General features: G+C 72.5%; 19 protein-coding genes, 1 tRNA gene, 1 other RNA gene and 1 riboswitch. Of the genes, 8 read left to right on the forward strand and 13 right to left on the reverse strand.

The genetic code is table 11. The annotated features are described in order from the left end of the window. The first annotated feature begins 52 nt into the window (after nt 1–52). Nucleotides 53–1,069 carry a helix-turn-helix transcriptional regulator gene (locus tag ACO4JP_RS17750; RefSeq protein ID WP_425955294.1) on the forward strand — a complete coding sequence of 339 codons (1,017 nt, stop codon included), beginning with the start codon at nt 53–55 and terminating at the stop codon, nt 1,067–1,069. An 18-nt stretch (nt 1,070–1,087) separates the two neighbouring features. Here ACO4JP_RS17750 and ACO4JP_RS17755 read toward each other — a convergent pair whose 3' ends face one another. The 7 genes from ACO4JP_RS17755 to ffs form a co-directional block, all read right to left on the reverse strand. Next, nucleotides 1,088–2,512, reverse strand: a complete 1,425-nt coding sequence (locus tag ACO4JP_RS17755) for a serine hydrolase domain-containing protein (protein WP_425955295.1) — start codon at nt 2,510–2,512, stop codon at nt 1,088–1,090. Beyond that, entirely contained in the window at nt 2,509–2,946 is a 438-nt protein-coding gene (locus ACO4JP_RS17760; RefSeq protein ID WP_425955296.1) for an NUDIX hydrolase, read from the reverse strand. The genes ACO4JP_RS17755 and ACO4JP_RS17760 overlap by 4 nt, the downstream gene beginning before the upstream one ends. Next, a complete protein-coding gene (locus ACO4JP_RS17765; protein ID WP_425955297.1) occupies nt 2,943–5,489 on the reverse strand; it encodes a DNA polymerase III subunit gamma and tau in 2,547 nt (848 codons plus the stop codon). Before ACO4JP_RS17765 ends, ACO4JP_RS17760 begins: the two co-directional genes overlap by 4 nt. 47 nt (nt 5,490–5,536) lie before the next feature. Beyond that, nucleotides 5,537–6,193, reverse strand: coding sequence for a methionine ABC transporter permease (locus ACO4JP_RS17770; protein ID WP_425955298.1), 657 nt, complete (start codon nt 6,191–6,193; stop codon nt 5,537–5,539). Then, complete coding sequence (locus ACO4JP_RS17775; protein ID WP_425955299.1) at nt 6,193–7,248, reverse strand: methionine ABC transporter ATP-binding protein; 1,056 nt, start codon at nt 7,246–7,248, stop codon at nt 6,193–6,195. Before ACO4JP_RS17775 ends, ACO4JP_RS17770 begins: the two co-directional genes overlap by 1 nt. An 8-nt stretch (nt 7,249–7,256) precedes the next feature. Further along, nucleotides 7,257–8,171 (reverse strand): MetQ/NlpA family ABC transporter substrate-binding protein, encoded by a 915-nt coding sequence (locus tag ACO4JP_RS17780; protein ID WP_425955300.1) that lies wholly within the window; start codon nt 8,169–8,171, stop codon nt 7,257–7,259. Nucleotides 8,172–8,569: 398 nt separating this feature from the next. Then, nucleotides 8,570–8,666, reverse strand: an RNA gene (ffs, locus tag ACO4JP_RS17785) — signal recognition particle sRNA small type. A gap of 112 nt (nt 8,667–8,778) precedes the next feature. On the opposite strand from ffs, the gene ACO4JP_RS17790 reads away from it, so the two are divergent. After that, nucleotides 8,779–8,863: transfer RNA gene (locus ACO4JP_RS17790), tRNA-Ser, on the forward strand. A gap of 69 nt (nt 8,864–8,932) precedes the next feature. Here ACO4JP_RS17790 and ACO4JP_RS17795 read toward each other — a convergent pair. Next, entirely contained in the window at nt 8,933–10,228 is a 1,296-nt protein-coding gene (locus ACO4JP_RS17795; RefSeq protein ID WP_425955301.1) for a glycoside hydrolase family 6 protein, read from the reverse strand. Nucleotides 10,229–10,361: 133 nt separating this feature from the next. Here ACO4JP_RS17795 and ACO4JP_RS17800 point away from each other — a divergent pair, with 133 nt between their 5' ends. Together ACO4JP_RS17800 and ACO4JP_RS17805 are read left to right on the forward strand one after the other, a co-directional pair. Then, the gene (locus ACO4JP_RS17800; protein WP_425955302.1) at nt 10,362–10,658 is read left to right on the forward strand and encodes a type II toxin-antitoxin system VapB family antitoxin; all 297 of its coding nucleotides are present in this window, start codon (nt 10,362–10,364) and stop codon (nt 10,656–10,658) included. Between the two features lie 9 nt (nt 10,659–10,667). Next, the gene (locus tag ACO4JP_RS17805) at nt 10,668–11,309 is read left to right on the forward strand and encodes a LytR C-terminal domain-containing protein (RefSeq protein WP_425955303.1); all 642 of its coding nucleotides are present in this window, start codon (nt 10,668–10,670) and stop codon (nt 11,307–11,309) included. A 92-nt stretch (nt 11,310–11,401) separates the two neighbouring features. Here ACO4JP_RS17805 and ACO4JP_RS17810 read toward each other — a convergent pair whose 3' ends face one another. The 3 genes from ACO4JP_RS17810 to ACO4JP_RS17820 form a co-directional block, all read right to left on the reverse strand. Continuing rightward, nucleotides 11,402–12,730, reverse strand: a complete 1,329-nt coding sequence (locus tag ACO4JP_RS17810; RefSeq protein WP_425955304.1) for a uracil-xanthine permease family protein — start codon at nt 12,728–12,730, stop codon at nt 11,402–11,404. Nucleotides 12,731–12,843: 113 nt separating this feature from the next. Next, nucleotides 12,844–13,770 carry an LLM class F420-dependent oxidoreductase gene (locus ACO4JP_RS17815; protein ID WP_425955305.1) on the reverse strand — a complete coding sequence of 309 codons (927 nt, stop codon included), beginning with the start codon at nt 13,768–13,770 and terminating at the stop codon, nt 12,844–12,846. Then, nucleotides 13,767–14,384 carry a DsbA family protein gene (locus ACO4JP_RS17820; protein ID WP_425955306.1) on the reverse strand — a complete coding sequence of 206 codons (618 nt, stop codon included), beginning with the start codon at nt 14,382–14,384 and terminating at the stop codon, nt 13,767–13,769. The genes ACO4JP_RS17815 and ACO4JP_RS17820 overlap by 4 nt, the downstream gene beginning before the upstream one ends. A 41-nt stretch (nt 14,385–14,425) precedes the next feature. On the opposite strand from ACO4JP_RS17820, the gene ACO4JP_RS17825 reads away from it, so the two are divergent. From ACO4JP_RS17825 to ACO4JP_RS17840, 4 genes are all read left to right on the forward strand, one after another. Beyond that, nucleotides 14,426–15,196, forward strand: coding sequence for a TetR family transcriptional regulator (locus ACO4JP_RS17825; RefSeq protein ID WP_425955307.1), 771 nt, complete (start codon nt 14,426–14,428; stop codon nt 15,194–15,196). A 79-nt stretch (nt 15,197–15,275) separates the two neighbouring features. Next, nucleotides 15,276–15,417, forward strand: a riboswitch (FMN riboswitch). Between the two features lie 109 nt (nt 15,418–15,526). After that, entirely contained in the window at nt 15,527–16,228 is a 702-nt protein-coding gene (pnuC, locus tag ACO4JP_RS17830) for a nicotinamide riboside transporter PnuC (protein WP_425955308.1), read from the forward strand. 223 nt (nt 16,229–16,451) lie between these two features. Further along, nucleotides 16,452–16,595 carry a hypothetical protein gene (locus tag ACO4JP_RS17835; RefSeq protein ID WP_425955309.1) on the forward strand — a complete coding sequence of 48 codons (144 nt, stop codon included), beginning with the start codon at nt 16,452–16,454 and terminating at the stop codon, nt 16,593–16,595. An 18-nt stretch (nt 16,596–16,613) separates the two neighbouring features. Further along, nucleotides 16,614–17,129, forward strand: coding sequence for an NUDIX domain-containing protein (locus ACO4JP_RS17840; RefSeq protein WP_425955310.1), 516 nt, complete (start codon nt 16,614–16,616; stop codon nt 17,127–17,129). Here the strand turns inward: ACO4JP_RS17840 and ACO4JP_RS17845 are convergent. Both ACO4JP_RS17845 and ACO4JP_RS17850 read right to left on the reverse strand, forming a co-directional pair. Then, complete coding sequence (locus ACO4JP_RS17845; RefSeq protein ID WP_425955311.1) at nt 17,104–18,348, reverse strand: acyl-CoA dehydrogenase family protein; 1,245 nt, start codon at nt 18,346–18,348, stop codon at nt 17,104–17,106. The genes ACO4JP_RS17840 and ACO4JP_RS17845 overlap by 26 nt on opposite strands. 49 nt (nt 18,349–18,397) lie before the next feature. Beyond that, complete coding sequence (locus ACO4JP_RS17850; protein ID WP_425957139.1) at nt 18,398–19,663, reverse strand: Nramp family divalent metal transporter; 1,266 nt, start codon at nt 19,661–19,663, stop codon at nt 18,398–18,400. Nucleotides 19,664–19,703: the final 40 nt, after the last annotated feature.

Consider the following 19,703-nt stretch of genomic DNA (forward strand, 5'->3'; position numbering starts at 1 on the left):
CCAGCGGAAATGGGAGTACCTTTCCGGTACCGCCGCCGCAGAGGAGGTCCCCGTGAACCGTCCGCTGTTCGCCGCTCGCCCGCTCCCCGGCTTCGACCCGGTCGCCGCGCAGGTCCTCAAGCTGCTCGTCAGCCAGGCCGACGCGGACGAGCCCACGATCGCCGAGACGCTCGGCGCCACGGTGCCCGAGCTGCGGGCGGCCCTTGCAGCGCTCGAGCGCGACCGGCTCGTCGTCCGCGTCGAGGGCACCGTGGACCGCTGGGCCGCGCTGCCGCCACGCGCGGCCCTGAGCACGCTGCTCGCGCAACGCCGGACGGAGCTCGCGCGGTGGGAGCAGCACGTCGACCAGCTGGAGGACGACTACCTCTCCGCGATCGGCCGGCGCGCGCGGGCCCCGCACGTCGAGGCCGTCGTCAAGCCCGAGCAGGTGGGGGCCGTCTACGAGCAGCTGCTCCAGGGGGCGACGTCGGAGATCCTGCACCTGGCCAGGCCGCCCTACGTGTCGTCCACACAGCGCCCGGCGGGCTCCGCCGCCGACATCCCGCTCCAGCCGGGCGTGACCGAGCGCAGCATCTACGAGCGCTCCTCGTTCGGCACGGCGTTGTCGCTGCGGACCGTCGAGCTCGGCGTCGCGCGCGGGGGAACCCACCGACTGCTCGACGACGTCCCGCTCAAGCTGGTCCTGATCGACCGGCGCGTCGCGCTGCTGCCCAACGACCCGGACGACCCGCTCTCCGGCTCGCTCGTGGTTCACGCCCCAGGGATCGTGCACGCCCTGGTCGAGCTGTTCGAGAACCTGTGGAGCCGCGCATCGCGCGCGTTCCCCGAGACGCTGGCCGACCGCACGCTCCCGCCGCGCACGCACGAGGTGCTCGGCCTCATGGCGGCCGGCCTCACCGACGACGCCATCGGCCGCGTTCTGGGCGTCAGCCGACGCACCGTGCAGAAGCACATCAGCGACCTCGCCGAGACGCTCGGCGTCCGCACGCGCTTCCAGATCGCGCTCGTGGCGGCACAGCGGGGGCTGCTGGGCACGGAACCGGACGAGACGGTCGCTCACAGCGCGTGACGGCGGGAGCGAGAAACCCTAGGCGGCCCGGGCGGTCGCACGCAGCAGGGCGGTGGCGTCGAACGACACGTTCTGGTCGACCGAGAGCTCGACCCCGCGTCCGTCCGCGGCGTACGCGAGCCGCGCGGTCCACACGAACGGGGTGCCGAGTCCGGCGACGCGCACCTCGAGCGTCTGCTCGTCGGTCCACCCGTAGGTGGCCGCGACGCCCAGACCGTCGGAGTCGGGCTCGGGCCTCTCGGCCCAGGTCCCGTACGCGGCGCGGGCCTGCAGGGGACCGGCGTCGAGCACCACGAGGGCGCCGTCCCGGCGGATGGTGACGGTGCGGCGCGGAGCGTCGGCGCGGTCCTCCTCGAGCAAGAACGTCACCCCGTCCACCTGGTCGGCGAGCGCGGTCCACGCGCTGCCGGCGGGCACCGGCAGCTGCAGCTCCCGAGGTGCCACCTCTGTGGTGGCAGGCACCGCGCCCGGGCCGAACGCACCGCCCAGGCAGTCCCACACGGCGTCCAGCTCGGCCTGAGTCGCCGAACTCCCCGACGTCATCGCGACGACGACGTCGTGCTCCGGCCATACGACGACGAACTGGCCGAACGCACCGTCCGCGCGCACCGCGCCGCTGCGGCACTGCCACATCTGGTAGCCGTAGCCGACCCGCGTGTCGGCGTCCCACTCCTGCGGAGCGCTGTCGACCTGCCAGGCCATGGCGGCGTCCACCCACTCGGCCGGCACGAGCTGCGCCTCGCCCCAGCGGCCGCGCTGCAGCAGCAGCTGGCCGAACGCCGCCATGTCCTCGGTGGTGATCGACAGGCCGAACCCGCCGACGTCGATGCCGCGCGGGTCCTGCTCCCACGTGGCGTCCTCGATGCCGAGCGGCGCGAGCAGGCGCGGCGTCAGGTAGTCGAGGAGCCGCTGCCCGGTGAGGCGGTGCAGGATCGCCGAGAGCAGGTAGGTGGCGCCCGTGTCGTAGACGAACCGCGAGCCGGGCTCGAGCTCCACCGGGACTGCGAGGATCGCGCCGGCCCAGTCGTCCTCGGGGCGGCTGAGGTTGCGGTCGGTCGCCCCCATCGAGTCCGAGGCGTGGCCGCTGGTCATGGTCAGCAGGTGGCGCACGCGCATGGCGCGGAGGTGCTCGCTCGGCTCGGCGGGGACGGCGTCGGGCAGCAGGTCGACCACGCGGTCCTCGACCGTGAGCAGACCCTCCGCGATCGCGAGGCCCACAGCCATCGACGTGAACGTCTTCGAGACGGAGAACATCATGTGCCGCTGCTCGGGGGCGTACGGGAACCACCACTCCTCGGCCACCACCGCACCGTGCCGCAGCACCATGAGGCTGTGGGTGCCGCCGAGCGCGTCCAGCGTGTCGACGAGCTTGGCAATCGCCTGGGGGTCCACGCCCGCGGCTTCGGGGGACGTGCGCGGCAGTCGCCGCGAGAACGAAGTCATGGGGAGATTGTCGCGTCTCCGGCCGCATGCTCCGCGAGCAGGTCCAGCGACAGAGGGGCGATCGGATACGCCGTCACGGGATCGGCCGGGTCGACCCACACGAGGTCCTCGAGCTCGGCCCGCGGCTCCGGCTCGACACCGGGCGGGAGGTCGACGCCGAACACGTGCGCGTCGACGACGTGGTCCGGCTCGTTCGCGGCGACCGCCTCGAGTCGGCCGAGCGGGCGCACGGCCGCCGGGTCGAGCATCAGGCCGATCTCCTCCGCCACCTCGCGCACCAGCGCCTCGAGCGGGAGCTCGCCGGGCTCGATCTTGCCGCCCACCTGCATGAACGCCGTCGTCCCGCGTTTGCGGACCAGAAGGAACTGCCCGTCCCGGACGACGACGGCCGCCACGATGCGCAGCACGGTCGGGCCGCCCGCGGGGAGCGTCATCCCTGGTCGACCTGCTCGTCGATGACCATGCCGTCCAGCATCTTGACCACCAGCGGGACGCCGACGAGCCCGGCGCTCGCGATGTCCGGGTCGTCCGCGGAGGAGTCGTCGTACGGGTCCGGTCCCGACGACGGCGCCGTGGGGCCGCCGTGGCCGGCGCCCTGGCTGTACGCCGGCATCTGGCCGCGCGCCCGGAGGGCGTGCCGCTGGACGGCCTCGACCGGAGTCTCCTTGTGCGGCGTCCCGGGCTGTACCGCGGCGACCGCACGTGTGCGCGCGGCCGGGGTTTCGGGGGTCGCCCGCGCGGGCCGGGTCGAGGGCGCGACGCCGCTGTCCGCCGAGGCCGTCGGCTCGGTGAGGGCCAGGTCCTCGACGGGCGGCTCAGGCTCGTCCTGGAGCGGTGGCTCGTAGACCGGGAGCCCGGCCAGCCAGGCGGCGTCCGCCTCGTCGAACGCCGTCTCTGCCGGGGCGGGCGCGGCGTCGGTGCTCGTGCGGGAGTCAGGCCGCCTGCGCGACGGATCCTCGGGGACGCCGGCATCCCGACGCTGCGGGGCCGGCTGGGCCGCCGGGGCCGCCGGGGCCGAGACCGTCATCGGGGTCGACGGGGCGGCGTCCGCGCGCCGGAGGCTGCGGGAACCGGCCGCTGCCGTGGCGAGCGGCGACTGCTCGGACGGTTGCGGGGCCGCGTGCGCGGGGTCGTCGGCGTCCGCAGGGTCCGACGGCGAGCGCCGGGCCGGTGCGGACTCGCGCGGCCGCGAGCCGCCGCCGTCGACGACGGCCTCGACCCGCACCTGGACGCCGAGCGTCTGGTAGACGGCGTCCTCGACGGCCTTGACGTGCCGCGGCTGGCCGAAGTTCTGCGCGATGCCCGCGGCCCCGAAGCCGAGGCGTAGCACGCCGCCGTCAAGGCCCACGACCTGAGCGTTCGGTCCGACGAGCGCGCGCGTCACCGGACTCGACAGGTTGGCCACGACCTCGTCCCACCGGCGGCGGACCAGCTCGGCGGTGATGCCGCCGGGGGCGGCGCCGTCGGGTGCGACCGGCTCCGGCCCAGGCGACGGGCTCGGGATGGGCTCGACGGGCTCCGGCGCCGGCGCAGGTTCGCGCACGGGCGCGGGCGCGGGCTCGGGCACTGGCACGGGCTCGGGCGCCGGCAGCGGGGTCGGCGTCGGGCCGACGGGCTCGGGTCCAGGCACGGGCTCGGGCGCGGGTTCTGCGGCCACGGCCGGGCGCCGGCTCGCCTGCAGAGCGGCCCGCGCGGCCGCGGCCCCGCTCAGCCCACCGACCGCGGCGGTACCTGCGGGCCCGGCACCGCCGTCGTCGGCGACCACGCGCACGGGTGCGCCGGCGACGGGCACCCCGGCGGCGGCGGCAAACCCCCCACGCTCGAGCCGCTCGACGCGGGCCGCGAGCCCCGCGGTCCCTTGGTCGGCGCCCGGCAGCAGCAGGCGCGCGCAGAGCAGCTCCAGGTGGAGGCGCGGCGACGTCGCGCCGGTCATCTCGGTGAGCGCGGTGTTGACGAGGTCGGCGGCGCGCGAGAGCTCAGCGATGCCGAGCCGCGAGGCCTGCGCGCCCATGCGCTCGAGCTGGTCCTCGGGCTGCCCGCGCAGCACCGCCCCGGCCGCGTCGCCAGAGACGGCGATGACGATGAGGTCGCGCAGCCGCTCGAGCAGGTCGTCGACGAACCGCTGCGGTGCGTGCCCGGAGGCGATGAGCTGGTCCACGACGCGGAAGAGCGAGGCGCCGTCGCGCGCCGCGAGGGCGTCCACGACGTCGTCGAGCAGCGAGCCGTGCGTGTAGCCGAGCAGGCCGACGGCAAGGTCGTAGTCGACCACTCCACCGGTCGCGCCGGCGATGAGCTGGTCCAGCACCGAGAGCGAGTCGCGCACCGAGCCGCCGCCGGCGCGGACCACCAGCGGCACGACCCCGCTGCCGAGCGAGACGCCCTCGGCGGCGCAGAGCTCCTCGAGGTACGGCGACAGCACGTCCGGCGGCACGAGCCGGAACGGGTAGTGGTGGGTGCGCGAGCGGATGGTGCCGATGACCTTGTCCGGCTCCGTCGTCGCGAAGACGAACTTGATGTGGGGCGGCGGCTCCTCGACGATCTTGAGCAGCGCGTTGAACCCCGCCGACGAGACCATGTGCGCCTCGTCGATGATGAAGATCTTGTACCGGTCGCGCGTCGGCGCGAAGGTCGCGCGCTCGCGCAGGTCGCGGGCGTCGTCGACGCCACCGTGCGACGCGGCGTCGATCTCGACGACGTCGAGCGACCCGGACCCGCCGCGGGCCAGCTCCACGCAGGAGGGGCACGTCCCGCAGGGGGTGTCGATCGGGTTCTCTGGCGTGTTCGCGTGGCAGTTGAGCGTGCGCGCGAGGGTGCGCGCCGACGTCGTCTTGCCGCATCCGCGCGGGCCTGAGAACAGGTACGCGTGGCTGACCCGACCGCTGCGCAGCGCCTGCATCAGCGGCCCCGTGACGTGCTCCTGACCGATGACCTCGGCGAACGTCTCGGGCCGGTAGCGGCGGTACAGAGCGGTGGTCACGCGACCACCCTAGACGCCGCCACCGACGCCGTCCCCCGCCTGTGCACTCACCGGCGCAGCGCCCGCTTGGCCAGGGCGTTCCCGAGTACCTGCACCAGCTGCACGACGACGACGATGATCACCACCACGACGAACGTCACGGCCCAGTTGTACTGCTGGTACCCGTGCACGATCGCGAAGTCACCCAGGCCACCGGCCCCGAGGTAGCCGCCGATGGCGGACATGTCGAGCACGACGACGAACAGGAATGTGTACCCGAGCACGAGCGGCGCGAGCGCCTCCGGGATGAGCAAGGTCCGGACGATGCGCAGCGGCGAGGCCCCCATCGCACGGGCGGCCTCGACCACGCCCGGGTCGATGGTCACGAGGTTCTGCTCCACCAGCCGCGCGAACACCACCGACGCCATGATGCACATGGCGAAGGTGAACGCCTCGATGCCGATGGTCCGGCCGGTCACGAACCGGGTCAGCGGCCCGAGCGCGACGAGGAAGATGATGAACGGCACCGGCCGGATCAGGTTGATCAGCAGGTTGAGGATCGTGAACACGCCCCGGTTCCCGAGCAGGTTCCCGGACCGCGTCAGGTACAGCCCCAGGCCGATGAGCAGGCCGAAGAACCCGCCCGCCACGAGCGTGATCAGCACCATGTAGACGGTCTCGCCGGCCGCCTGCGACAACGCCGGCCCGAGGGTCTCCCAGTCCATCAGTCGTTCCCCTCTCGTGTGCCCGCGCCCAGGTCCTCGACGTCGGTCACAACGCGCAGGTGCTTGATCACGGCCTCGACCGCGTCGTCCGGCCCGGTGAGCTCGAACGTGAGCGAGCCGTAGGGCTTGTCGGCGACCTCGGTGATGCCGCCGTAGACCACCGCCGGCTCGACCCCCTGGTCGCGCAGCACCTGCGAGATCGCCCGCGTGGAGCCGGTGACCTCGTCGATGCCGACGACGACGAGCCGGCCCGGGTGCCGCTCGCGCAGCCGCACGAGCGTCTCCTCCGACGGCCGGTCACGCAGCGACGTAGAGACGAAGCGCCGCGTCACGGCCGCCTGAGGGCTGGAGAAGATCGAGTACGCGTCGCCGGCCTCGACGACCTTGCCGTGCTCCATCACCGCGACGCGGTCGCAGCAGTACCGCACGACGTCCATCTCGTGCGTGATGATCACGACGGTGATGCCGAGCTCACGGTTGACGCGCTGCAGCAGGCGCAGCACGTCGCGCGTCGTCTCGGGGTCGAGGGCGCTGGTCGCCTCGTCGGCGAGCAGGATGCGCGGGTTCGTCGCCAGCGCGCGGGCGATGCCGACGCGCTGCTTCTGCCCGCCCGAGAGCTGGCTCGGGTAGGCGCCCGCCTTGTCGGCGATGCCGACGAACTCGAGCAGCTCACGCACCCGCGCCTCGCGCTCGGCCTTCGGCCACCGCGCCACCTCGAGCGGGTAGGCGACGTTCCCGGCGACCGTGCGGGACGAGAGCAGGTTGAACTGCTGGAAGATCATGCCGATCCCGGCCCGGACCTCACGGAGCTGGGCCTCCCCCAGCCCCGTGAGGTCCGTGCCGCCCACCACCACGGCACCCGACGTCGTCCGCTCGAGCGCGTTGACCAGGCGCACGAGCGTGGACTTGCCGGCACCCGAGTAGCCGATGACGCCGAAGATCTCGCCGGCCTCGATGTCGAGGGTGACGCCGTCGACGGCCCGGACCTCTGGCCGCCGGCGTCCGCCCGGGAACACCTTGCGGGCGTCCCGGAAGCTGATGATGGGTTCGTTCACGGCGGATCTCAGCCCTGGGCCTTCTCGTTCTTCTCGATCGTCGCCAGGATGTCCTGGAGCTCCGCGGGCTTGTTGTCCTTGATCACGCCCGTGCCGCCCGAGGCCTCGACGACGCCGTCGGTGACGGCCGCGTCGTGATAGATCGCGATGAGCTTCTTGAACGTCGCGTTCTCGGCGTCGGACTTCCGCGAGACCCAGATGTTGATGTACGGGTCGTTGGCGCTCGAGGCGGCGTCGGTCGTGTAGAGCGGCTTCTGGTGCGCGGCCTCGATGTTCGGCACGTAGTCGTTGTTGACGATGGCCGCGTAGACGTTCGGGTCCTGGAGCGCCGTCGGCGTCTGGTCGGCCTTGAGCGCGGTGACCGTGATCTTCGACTCGCCGGGGATCACGTCGGCCGGCGTCGAGAACGAGCTGCCGCCGTCCGTGAGCTTCAGGAGGCCGGCGTCCTGGAGCACGAGCAGCGCGCGGGCCTGGTTGGAGGCGTCGTTGGGGATGGCGACCTCGGCGCCGTCGGGGATGTCCGCGACGTCGCTCACCTTGGTCGAGTACAGGTTCAGCGGGTAGACGGCGGTGGCACCGATCGGCGTCAGGTCGCTGCCGGTCTTGACGTTGTAGTCCGCGAGGAACTGCAGGTGCTGGAACTGGTTGAGGTCGAGGTCGCCGTCGGTCAGCCCCTGGTTCGGGAGCTGGTAGTCGGAGAAGTTCTTCAGCTCGACGTAGATGCCCTCGGCCTGGGCCTTCTTCTGGAAGGTGGTCCAGTAGTCCTCGCCGCTGGAGACGATGCCGATGACGATCGGGTCGTCCTTGGTGCCGGCCGAGGCGGCGTCGCCGCCGCGCGAGGCGCAGCCGGACAGGGCGAGGGAGGCGACGACGGCGACGGCCGCGAGCGAGCGGGCCGCGAGGGAGATACGGGAGCGGGACATGGTGTTCCTTCCGGTGGCGGGCGTCAGCGGGGGCGCCGAGCCCGTGGCGCGTGGGTGGGGAGTCTGCGGGCGCACACGTGCACAGGGCATGTGCGAGCGGGCACGGTGCGAGAGGAGGGGCCGACGGCGTCGGCGCGGCCGCGAGGGCGGGCGGCTGGGGTGCCCGGGCTCAGCGAGCCGCGCGGCACATTCGCCCGGCCGGCACGAGACGGCGGCACATGACGGCGCGCGAGCTGAGGCGCGGGGTCATGGCGGCGTGCGTCGTGGTGGCGGGCATGGCGCCATCATGCGCGGCGGCGGGGCGTGCAGGCCAACCAGCGACCGGAAAATCTTGCGATCCGGGACGGATCTGTCCTGCTATCTGAGAACCTGCAGGTCAGCACGTCGGGCCCAGGGCATAAAAGGACCCCTCGCACACCCGCCAGAGCGCACCTACCCTTGCTGCCTTCCGGCCCTGGGGGAGTTCGGTGCGATGACGCCGCACGAGGGGTCTGCCCCCAGCGTAACGGAGCCGGAGGCCGACGCCGAAATCCGGGCGCGCAACTGGTGGCGGGGCACGCGCCGGAGTCCGGTATCCTTCTGGGGCTGCCTCGCGGCAGCAACACCAGGAGGATTCGCCTAGCGGCCTATGGCGCACGCTTGGAAAGCGTGTTGGGTTCACGCCCTCGGGGGTTCGAATCCCCCATCCTCCGCCGACGACGAAGGCCCGCAGAGCCACCACAGCTCTGCGGGCCTTCGTCGCTCCTGTGTCCCGGCGGTGCTCAGCTCACCGCCGGCACCGCCAGCTCCAGAAGCTCATGGGCCTGGGCGGGGAACCAGGCGCCGGCGGCCGGGTCGACGACCCCGCGCTCCGGGTCCTCCGGTCCTGCCGTGCCGCGCGTGCACGAGCCGTCCGACTCGCCCGGGACCTTGATCCACAGGAAGCCGGCGACGAGCGGGTCGCCCGTCTCGAGCGTCGGCCGCATCCCCAGGCCGCGCCCCGGCGGGTTGCACCAGTCCTGCTTGTCCGCGCCCGCGGGGTACCCGGTGCCGGTCGACGTCGCCGGGTCCCACGGACCCACGCCGTTGCGCGCCGTGTCGACGACGAACGGCGTCGTCGGCGCGAGGCCGCCCAGCTGCAGCGCGTATCTCGAGTCGACGCCTGCGGTGTTCTGGTTCGCCGGCGTGCCCGGGGCGTCGCTCCACCGTGCATAGCTGGTCATCGCGACGCCGGTCCAGCTGTTGGCCGGCCCGCCGTTCCAGTACTGGTTGCCGCAGTCGTTGTACCCGGCGAGCCCGTGCGTCGCCACGGCGATGCACGACGAGACCCAGTGCCCATAGGCCACCGAGTTCTCGGTGAACTGGTAGTTCGACGCGTTGAGGAAGAACCCGTCGGCCTTCTGGACGCCGGCGGTGACCAGGCGGCTGGCGTTCTCGCCGACGTTGAGCCAGGCCGAGTTGCCCGCGTCGAGGTAGACCTTCGTGTTCGGCAGGGCCGCGAGAGCGTCGACGGCGTGGTTGAGCATCGCGAAGCGGTCGGACGCCGCCGTCGCCGGGTCGGCGTCGGCCGGCTGGCACCAGTCCATCGACCCGTCGAGGTTGGTGTGGAACGGGATGATGCCCAGGCCGTCAGGCTCAAGGAGCACGATGGCGCGGTCGCCGCCGATCCCCGCCGCGAAGCCGTCGATCCAGGCGTCGTACGCGGCCGGGGACGTGGCCCCGCCCGCGGAGTACTGCGAGCAGTCGCGGAACGGGATGTTGTAGGCGACGAGGGTGGGGATCCCGTCGGCGTCGGCGGCACGCCGCACGACGTTGTGGACACCGTTGCGCACCTCCTGGGGCGTGCCTCCGGTGAACCAGTTCGCCGACGCGAAGCCGGCCAGGGCCAGTGCGTCGGTGCGCTCCTGGCCCTTGAGGTGCAGGTCCGCGACGTGCTGCTTGATGGCGCCGTGGTTGTCCACCCAGAGGGTGTCGCCGGTGCTCGCGGAGGCGGCCGGGCCGGCGAGCAGCGCGGTGGCACCCGCGAGGGTCGCGGCGGCGACCGCGGTGAGGGTGCGTGCGGAACGGATACGTGACAAGGCGATCTCCTTCGATCGTCCGGGACGACGTCGTCGTCCGTGTGACACGGTGGTGGGAGCGCTCCCACTCTTCGCGTCTCCCACTGTGATGCGTCCGCGCCTGCCCGTCAAGAGCCGCCCTACGATGGGCGGCATGATCTTCAAGGCCGTCGGCGAAGGCCGCCCGTACCCCGACCACGGGCTGGTGACGGCGAAGGACTGGGCCGACGTGCCGCCGCGACAGGTCCGCCTGGACGAGCTCGTCACCACGACGCGCACCCTCGACCTCGACCGCCTCCTCGCCGAGGACTCCACGTTCTTCGGTGACCTGTTCGCCCACGTCGTGGAGTACCAAGGGGTGCTCTACCTCGAGGACGGTCTGCACCGCGCGGTCCGCGCAGCCCTCCAGCAGCGCCCCGTCCTCCACGCCCGTGTGCTCAGCCTCAGGTAGTTTCGTCGCGTGACTTCCCCCGGACAGGACCCGGCCCGCCTGGCGCGCCGCCGCCGCGAGCATGAGCGGCAGGCAGTGATCTACGGCGTGCTCGTCGCACTGCTCGCGGTCGCCGGCCTCGGCGCGCTCGCGATCTACACCGGTGCGATCCAGGCACCGTTCGCGCGCGGCTTCACGTCGACGGCCCGCACGGACGAGGCGGTGACCCCGCCGTGCCTGCCGGTCTTCAAGGACAAGCCCGATGGCGTCCTGCCGCTCCCCTACGGGGCGGTGCACGTGCGGATCTACAACGCATCGGGCGTGGCCGGCATCGCGAGCGCGAACAAGACGGTGCTCGAGCGCCGCGGCTTCGTGATCGACGCGATCGGCGACTACACCACGGTGATCAACCGTAACGAGCTCCGGTTCGGCCAGAAGGGCATCGTGTCTGCGTACACGCTGGCCGCGCAGTTCCCGTCGATGCGCATGGTGTTCGACGCGCGCAAGGACTCGACCGTCGACTTCCTGGTGGGCGAGCACTACGACCGGCCCCTCGACGAGGACAAGGTCACGATCTCGGCGGACACTCCCCTGCCGAACATGAAGGGCTGCAAGCCCTCCAAGGACCTCACGCCGAAGCCGGCCCCGGCGGCCGCGTCCCCGGCCGCCTAGCAGACGCAGCCGTGGGGCGGGTTCTGGGCTCTGCGGTCGCGCAGAGCCCAGAACCCGCACCCACGAGGAACCTCAGTGCACCAGCTCCGAGCTCAGTGCACCAGCTCCGAGCCGGCCGGGACCGATGCCGGTGTTGCCGGCTCCTGGTGGGCGCCGGTGAGGCGCGAGATCGAGCGCATGCCGTGGAAGATCACCAGTGCGGCCGCCGTGCCGAGCGCGATGCCGGCGAACTGCAGGTCGCCCCACACCCACGTGAAGTCGGCGATGCCGATGATGAGCGGCACCGCGGCCGTGGTGAGGTTGACCGGGTTGGAGAAGTCGACCCTGTTCTGCACCCAGATGCGGGCACCGAGGATGCCGATCATGCCGTAGAGCATGGTGCCGGCACCGCCGAGCACACCGGCCGGCACGGTCGCGATGAGTGCGCCGAACTTGGGGAACAGCGAGAGCGCCAGCGCACCGATCGCGGCGACCCAGTAGGCCGCCGTCGAGTAGACGCGCGTGGCCGCCATGACACCGATGTTCTCGGCGTACGTCGTCGTGCCGGAACCGCCGCCGAGGCCCGCGAGCGACGTCGCGACGCCGTCGGCCAGCAGCGCGCGGCCGGTGAGCTTGTCGAAGCTGCGGCCAGTCATCGCGGCGACCGACTTCACGTGGCCTACGTTCTCGGCGATCAGCACCAGGACCACGGGGAGGAACAGGCCCATGACGCCGAGGTCGAACCGCGGCGCGTGGAACGTGGGCAGGCCGAACCACGCAGCCTTGCCGACCTCCGAGAAGTCGACCTGGCCCTGGAGCACCGCGGCGACGTAGCCGACGATCACGCCGACCAGGATCGACAGGCGCCCGAGCATGCCCTTGAACAGCACCGACGCGAGGATGATCGCGGCCAGCGTGATGATCGCCGTGCCCGACTGCACCTTGAAGTTGTTGTACGCGGCGGGCGCCAGGTTGAGGCCGATGAGGGCGACGATCGTGCCTGTGACGATCGGCGGCATCACGGCGTCGATCCAGCCACCTCCCGTGAAGTGCACGATCAGGCCGACGACGGTGAGCAGCAGGCCGGTGGCGAGGATGCCGCCGATCGCGGTGCCGAGGTCGGTTCCGCCGGCCTTCGCCGCCATGATCGGCGCGATGAACGCGAAGCTCGACCCGAGGTAGCTCGGCAGGCGGTTGCCGGTGATCAGCAGGAAGCCGATCGTGCCGATCGCCGAGAAGAACAGCGTGGTCGACGGCGGGAAGCCGGTCAGCACCGGGACCAGGAACGTCGCGCCGAACATGGCGACGACGTGCTGGAGGCCGATGCCGACGGTGCGCGGCCACGAGAGCCGTTCGTCCGGCAGCACGACGGCGCCGGGCGCGAGAGTCTTGCCGTCCCCGTGCAGGGTCCAGCCCAGCGCGGGTCGAGGGGTGGTGGCCAAGGGAGCTCCATCCGTGAAGGTCGTGTGAACGAGGCCTGTCGGGAGAACCGTAGTGGTTGGCGGTTCCTCTGCAGAGCCCTCACGGCGTCGCGTGACGCACGCCTTCCGGAGGGTCACACCTGTGGGGCGACCTCCCGGGCGATCAGCTCGAGGTGGTCGAGGTCATGCAGGTCGAGGACCTGGAGGTACACCCGCTCGACGCCGTCCGCGCGCACCTGGGCCAGCCGGTCCGCCGCCTCGGCGACCGTGCCCGCGACCCCGTGCTCGCGCAGCTCGGCCGGCTCGCGGCCGATCGCCGCGGCACGGCGGCGGAACTCGTCCTCGTCCCGCCCGACGGCGACCACGAGCGCCGCGGAGTGCACGATCGACGACGGCTCACGACCGGCGTCGGCCAGGGCCTCGTCGACCACCGCGATGCGCGGGGCGATCGCGGCGAGGTCGGGGAACGCCTGGTTGTACTCGTCGGCGAACCGCGCCGCGAGCGCCGGCGTGCGCGTGGGCCCGCCACCGCCGACGATCACCGGGATCTTGGCCTGGTGGGGCTTGGGCAGCGCCGGGGAGTCGGTGAGCGTGTAGTGCTCGCCCGCGAAGCTGAAGGTCTCGCCGTCGGGCGTGGACCACAGGCCGGTGACGACGGCGAGCTGCTCCTCGAGGATGCCGAACCGCTTGGCGGGGAACGGGATGCCGTAGGCCTCGTGCTCGCGGGCGAACCAGCCGGCGCCGAGACCGAGCTCGACGCGGCCGCCGGACATCTGGTCGACCTGCGCGACCTGGATCGCGAGCACGCCGGGGTGGCGGAACGTGACCGAGGTGACGAGCGTGCCGAGCCGGATCGTCGTCGTCTCGCGGGCGAGGCCGGCGAGCGTGGTCCACGAGTCGGTCGGGCCGGGCGCGCCGCCCCAGGCACCCATGGCCACGAAGTGGTCGGAGCGGAAGAACGCGGAGAAGCCGAGCTCTTCCGCGGCTCGCGCGACCGCGAGCTGGGCGTCGTACGTGGCGCCCTGCTGAGGCTCGACGAAGACGCGCAGGTCGAGGGTCATGAGAAGTCCAGTCCGCCCTTGCGGGTCCGCTTGAGCTCGAAGAAGTGCGGGAAGCTCGACAGCGCGACGGCGCCGTCGAAGATGCGCAGTGCGTCCTCGCCGCGCGGGATGCGGGTGAGCACGGGGCCGAAGAAGGCGGCGCCGTCCACGTGGATCGTCGGGGTGCCGACGTCCTCGCCGACGGGCTTCATCCCTGCCTCGTGGGACTCGCGCAGCGCCTCGTCGTAAGCGTCCGACGTCGCCGCGTCGGCGAGCTCCGCGGGAAGGCCGGCCTCGGCGAGGGCCGCGCGCGCGACGGCGTCGTAGTCCTTGTCCTTGCCCGGGTGGATCCGGGTGCCGGCGGCCGTGTAGAAGGCGGCGAACGACTCGGGGCCGTGGTCGGTCTGGACGGCGGCGGCGACACGGCCGATGCCGCGACCGGCGTCGAGCATGGCGCGGTAGTCGTCCGAGATCTCCCGGCCCGAGTTCAGCAGGTAGAGGCTCATGAGCCGGAACGTGAGGTCGACCGGCCGCTGCGCGGCGACCTCGAGGGCCCAGCGGGAGGTGATCCAGGCGAAGGGGCAGAGGGGGTCGACGAAGACGTCGACCGTCGGGGTGTGCGTCGGCGTGGTCACGCCGCCGACCCTAGACCCGTCCCGAGCGATAACCTCCCCCCATGACCGCCGTCCGGACGTCGCACACCCACGCACAGGCCGTCGACGCCGCGATCGAGCTCTTCTCCCGCCAGGGGTACGAGCAGACCACCGTCGAGGAGATCGCGGACGCCGCCCAGGTCAGCAGAGCCACATTCTTCCGCCGCTATCGCTCCAAGGAGGACGTGGTCTTCGCCGACCACGAGCTGCTGCTCGAGGAGGTGGTGGTGATGCTCGCCGCGACCCGGCCCGAGGCGCTCGACGACGGCGAGATCCCGGAGCGCTCCTGGGACCCGACCGCGGACCCCTACCTCGAGGTGTGCCGTGCGGCCCGCCTCGTGTTCGACCACCACGTGGGCCAGCGCGAGACGTCGCTCGCCCGCTACCGCCTGCTGCAGCAGGTGCCCGCGCTGCGCGACCGCGAGCTCGTGACGACGCATCGCTACGAGCGCGCGTTCACCAAGTACCTGCGGGACACCCTGCCCCCGGACCGCTCCTCGACGGTGCACTCGATCGCGTTCTCGGCCGGCGTCGTCGCCCTGCACAACGCGATCCTGCGCCGCTGGCTGCGCAACCCCGAGCTCGACCTGGTGCCGGACCTCGAGGATGCGTTCGCCGAGCTGCGCCGGGGCGCGACGGCGGACCTGATGCGCCGCCGCGAGCTGGCGTCCGGCGCGGCGACCCTCGCGACGTCGACGCGGAACGCGGACGGCGCTCGCGTCGTCGTCGCCTACCTCGAGCCGGGCGCGGGGCCCGAGGCCGTCGCGCGCGCGGTGCGGGACGCCCTGTCCTGAAGACTGTTTTTTGCCGCGGACGCATGGCCGGGAATGAACGGCCGTGTGTCATGCTTTGAACGAGCAAGAAACACGCACGACGTGCTCCGGGGTCGGTGAAAATCCGAACCGGCGGTGATAGCCCGCGACCCGCGCCCGCACCCGAGACCTCTCGGGGGCGGCCGGTTGACCTGGTGGAACTCCAGGGCCGACGGTCAAAGTCCGGATGGGAGGAAGCACGCGTCGCCCTCGCGGGCGGCGTCGGTCGTGACGTGTCGCGGTCCCGTGCCGCGGCGTCGTCGACCCCTCCTCGTCCGGTGCACCGGTGCCCTCACGAGGAAGGAACGCGGGATGGGGATCTTCGAGCACCTGTTCAACGCCACGCTGAGCGTCGGCGGCCAGGAGATGGTCTGGCGCGAGATCATCGGCAACGTCATCGGGCTGACGTCGGCGGTAGGCGGCATGCGCCGCAAGGTGTGGGCCTGGCCGGTCGGCATCGTCGGCAACGTGCTGCTCTTCACCGTGTTCCTCGGCTCGTGGTTCGGCCTCGCCGGTGACCACCCCGACATGCTCGGCCAGGCGGGCCGCCAGGTCATGTTCATCGCGGTGTCGATCTACGGCTGGGTGCGCTGGAACCAGACCCGCAGGCAGGGCGGTGCCGACGCGGTGGCCGTGCACCCGACGTGGGCGACGTGGCCGCAGCGCGCCGGCCTCCTGTTGGGCATGCTCGCCGGGACGGCGTTCTTCGCCTGGATCTTCGGGATGCTCGGCTCGTGGGCCCCGCGCCCCGACGCGTGGATCTTCATGGGCTCCATCCTGGCGACGTACGGCATGGCCCGCGGCTGGGTCGAGTTCTGGCTGATCTGGGTCGCGGTCGACGCGGTCGGCGTCCCGCTGCTCTTCAAGGGCGGCTACTACGCGACCGGCCTGATGTACGTCTTCTACGGCGCGTTCACGATCGTCGGCTTCGTGGTGTGGTGGCGCATCCACCGCCGCGAGTCGCTGGAGGCCGCGGCGGCGTCGTCGACTCCGGCGGCCGAGGCGATCGCGTAGCTCTCGCCCCACTCCTCGCGGCGCCCGCTGCGCCGCGGTGGAGAACCCCGACGGCGAGGTAGAGAGGCCGATCCTCTCTACCTCGCCGTCGAGCTTGCGGGCAGCGCGGCACCCGTGGGCCGACGCGGGAGGCTGCCTGCCTGCGCCGACGCGGACCCGTGGACACCGCCCGCGGGCCGGGGGGAGACTCGACGGGACTGCACCGCCGACCCAAGGAGGAGTCATGAGCGAGTCCACGCCCGAGAGCGAGCCCGTCACCGAGGATGAGGCCTACGCGCTCGCGGTCGACGAGAACGAGCCGGTCGGCGACCTCGACGAGGCCGAGGAGACGAAGCGTCGCCGGGAGATCCAGTCGGAAGACTTCTGACGGCGACGTCCCGGCCTGATGTCCACCACCAGCGCGGGTCTGCTCCTGTTCCGCCGCACCGACGGCGGCCCCGAGGTGCTGCTCGGGCACATGGGCGGCCCGTTCTGGGCGAGCAAGAACGCGGGCGCCTGGACCATCCCCAAGGGCGAGCTCGGACCGGGTGAGGACCCGCACGACGCCGCGCTGCGCGAGGCCGGCGAAGAGCTCGGCCTCGCGCTCCCGCCACCGGTCCGTCCCGGCACCCCCGACGTCGACCTGGGCGAGATCCGTCAGCGCGCGGGCAAGCGCGTCCTCGCGTGGGCCCGCGAGATCCCCCGGGACGCCCTGGACCTGTCGAACTTCCGCAGCAACACCTTCGAGATCGAGTGGCCCCCGCACTCCGGCCGCCAGCTGGAGATCCCTGAGCTGGATCGCGCTGCCTGGTTCACCCCACCGCACGCCCGCGAGCTCGTGATCCAGGCCCAGTCGACCTTCATCGAGCGCCTCGAGGCCTCCCTCGGGACGGAGGTCAGGCGAACGCCGACAGGCCCGTGATGTCGCGACCCACGATGAGGGCGTTCATCGACTCCGTGCCCTCGTAGGTGTGCAGGGCCTCGACGTCCGCGAAGTGCCGCGCGACGCGGTTGGCCAGCAGGATCCCGTTGCCGCCCAGCAGGTCGCGGGCGGAGGCGGCGACCTCGCGCGCGCCGCGCGTGCAGGTCATCTTCGCCAGCGACGCCTGCGGGCCGGTGAGCCCGCCGGCCTCGGCGAGGCGGGTCAGCCGTGCGACGAGCAGCTGCATCTGCGTGACCGTCGCGAGCATGGTCGCCAGCTTCTCCTGGACCAGCTGGTTGGCGGCGAGCGGCCGCCCGAACTGGATGCGCTGGCCCGCGTACGCGACCGCGGCCTCGTAGCAGGCGATCGCGTGGCCGACGGCGGACCACGACACCGCGAGCCGCGTCGCGAACAGCACCTGCGAGGTCGCCTTGAACGACGTCGCCTTCGGCAGCGCGGCGTCGGCGGGGACGAACACGTCGTCGAGCACGATGTGGGCCTGCCAGATCGCGCGCAGCGCGACCTTGCCCTCGATCGTGGTGGCCCGGTAACCCGGTGCATCCTGCGGCACGATGAAGCCGTGGACCTGCCCGTCCCCGCCCTCGCCGACGAGGCGTGCCCACACGACGGTGATGTGCCCGCACGAGCCGAAGCCGATCCACTTCTTCTCGCCGTCGATCACGTAGCCCTCGACGCCGTCGCGCACCTCGCGGCGCGCCGTCGTCTCGAGCGAGACGGAGTCCGAGCCGTGGGTCGGTTCCGTCAGGGCGAAAGCACCGAGGATCTCCCCGCTCGCCATGGGCTCGGCGTAGCGCGCGATCTGCGCGTCCGAGCCCAGCATCATGATCGAGCGCAGCGCGAGCCCGCCCTGCACGCCGCAGATCGTCGCCATGGAGCCGTCCCCCCGCGACATCTCCATGGAGGCGAGCCCCTCGCCGGTCAGGGAGACCACCGGCCGGCCAGGGACGTCGACGCCGTCGCGCAGGAAGTCGCGCTCGGCGAGCGCCTTGACCAGGTCGAACGGAACCTCGGCCCGCTCCCAGTACCCGTCGATGACGGGGAGCACCTGCTCCTGCACGAACTCCCGGACGGCGAGCTGGTGCGCCCGCTCCTCCGGCCGCAGGTCGGCGAACGCGCCGACGTAGTCGAGGTCGAGGGGCTGAGAGACGTCGTACGACGGCGCGGTGACGCCGGGCAGGATGGGCTGCGCTGCACTCATGCGCTCATGGTCGCCCGGCACTGCGTCTCAGGTCAAGAGATACCGCGTATCACCTGCTGGTGATCGTCAGCGTCAGCAGCGCCACGTTCAGCACCACGATCACGCCCGCCACCACCCACGCCATCAGCTGGGTGGCGAGCGCGTTGCGGTGCTTCCCCAGCAGCGAGACCCGCCGCGTGAGCGTCACGAGCGGGATTGCCGCGAACGGGATCCCGAAGCTCAGCACCACCTGGCTCAGCACCAGCAGCCACGTCGGCGAGATGCCGGTCGCCAGCAGCCCGACGGCGGGCACCAGCGTCACGAGCCGCCGTCCCAGGAGCGGCACCCGCACACGCAGCAGGCCGGCCATGATCTCCGCCCCGGCATAGGCCCCGACCGACGACGACGCCAGCCCCGAGGCCAGCAGCCCGATCGCGAACAGCAGCGCGACCCCCGCCCCGAGCGAGCCGGAGATGGCCGCGTGCGCCCCCTCGATCGAGTCGGTGCCGGCACGTCCCGGCAGGTTCGAAGCCGCGACCAGCAGCATCGCCACGTTGACACCGCCCGCGAGCACCAGCGCGCACACGACGTCCCACCGGGTCGCGGCGAGCAGCCGGTCGGTCGACGCCTCGGAGACCGACACCCCCTGGCGCACCCGCACCGCGGCGTCGTGCCGACGCCGGTCGCGCGCGAGCGCCGAGTGGAGGTAGATCGCGTGCGGCATGACCGTGGCCCCGAGCATCGACGCCGCCAGCAGCAGCGAGTCGGTCCCCTGCAGGCGCGGCACCAGCCCGCCCAGCACGGCGCCCGCGTCGGGCGGCGAGAAGAGCAGCCCGGCGCAGAAGCCGACGGTGAGCACCAGCAGGAACGAGGCGATCAAGCGCTCGAACATGCGCTGGCCGCGGCGCTGCTGCACCGACAGCACTGCAAGCGAGACCAGGCCGGTGATCAACCCGCCCAGCACGAGAGGGACGCCGAACAGCAGGTGCAGCGCGATCGCCCCGCCGATCACCTCGGCGAGATCGGTCGCGCCGGCCACCACCTCGGCCTGCGCCCAGTACGCCAGGCGGGCCGGGCGCCTCAGCCGCTCGCCCAGCACCTCGGGCAGCGAGCGCCCCGTCACGACGCCGAGCTTCGCCGACAGGTACTGCACGAGCACCGCCATGACGTTGGCCGCGACCAGCACCCACACCAGCAGGTAGCCGTACCGAGCGCCCGCCGTGAGGTTGGCGGCGACGTTCCCGGGGTCCACGTAGGCGATCGCCGCGACGAACGCGGGCCCCAGGAGCCCGACCAGGCGCGTGCGGGCCACGCTCGTCGACGACGAGCGCGGCAGACTCCGGCGCCGGACCCTCCCGGTGGTTGTCGCGGTCACG

This window comes from Xylanimonas sp. McL0601, assembly GCF_049852175.1.
Taxonomy (GTDB): domain Bacteria; phylum Actinomycetota; class Actinomycetes; order Actinomycetales; family Cellulomonadaceae; genus Xylanimonas.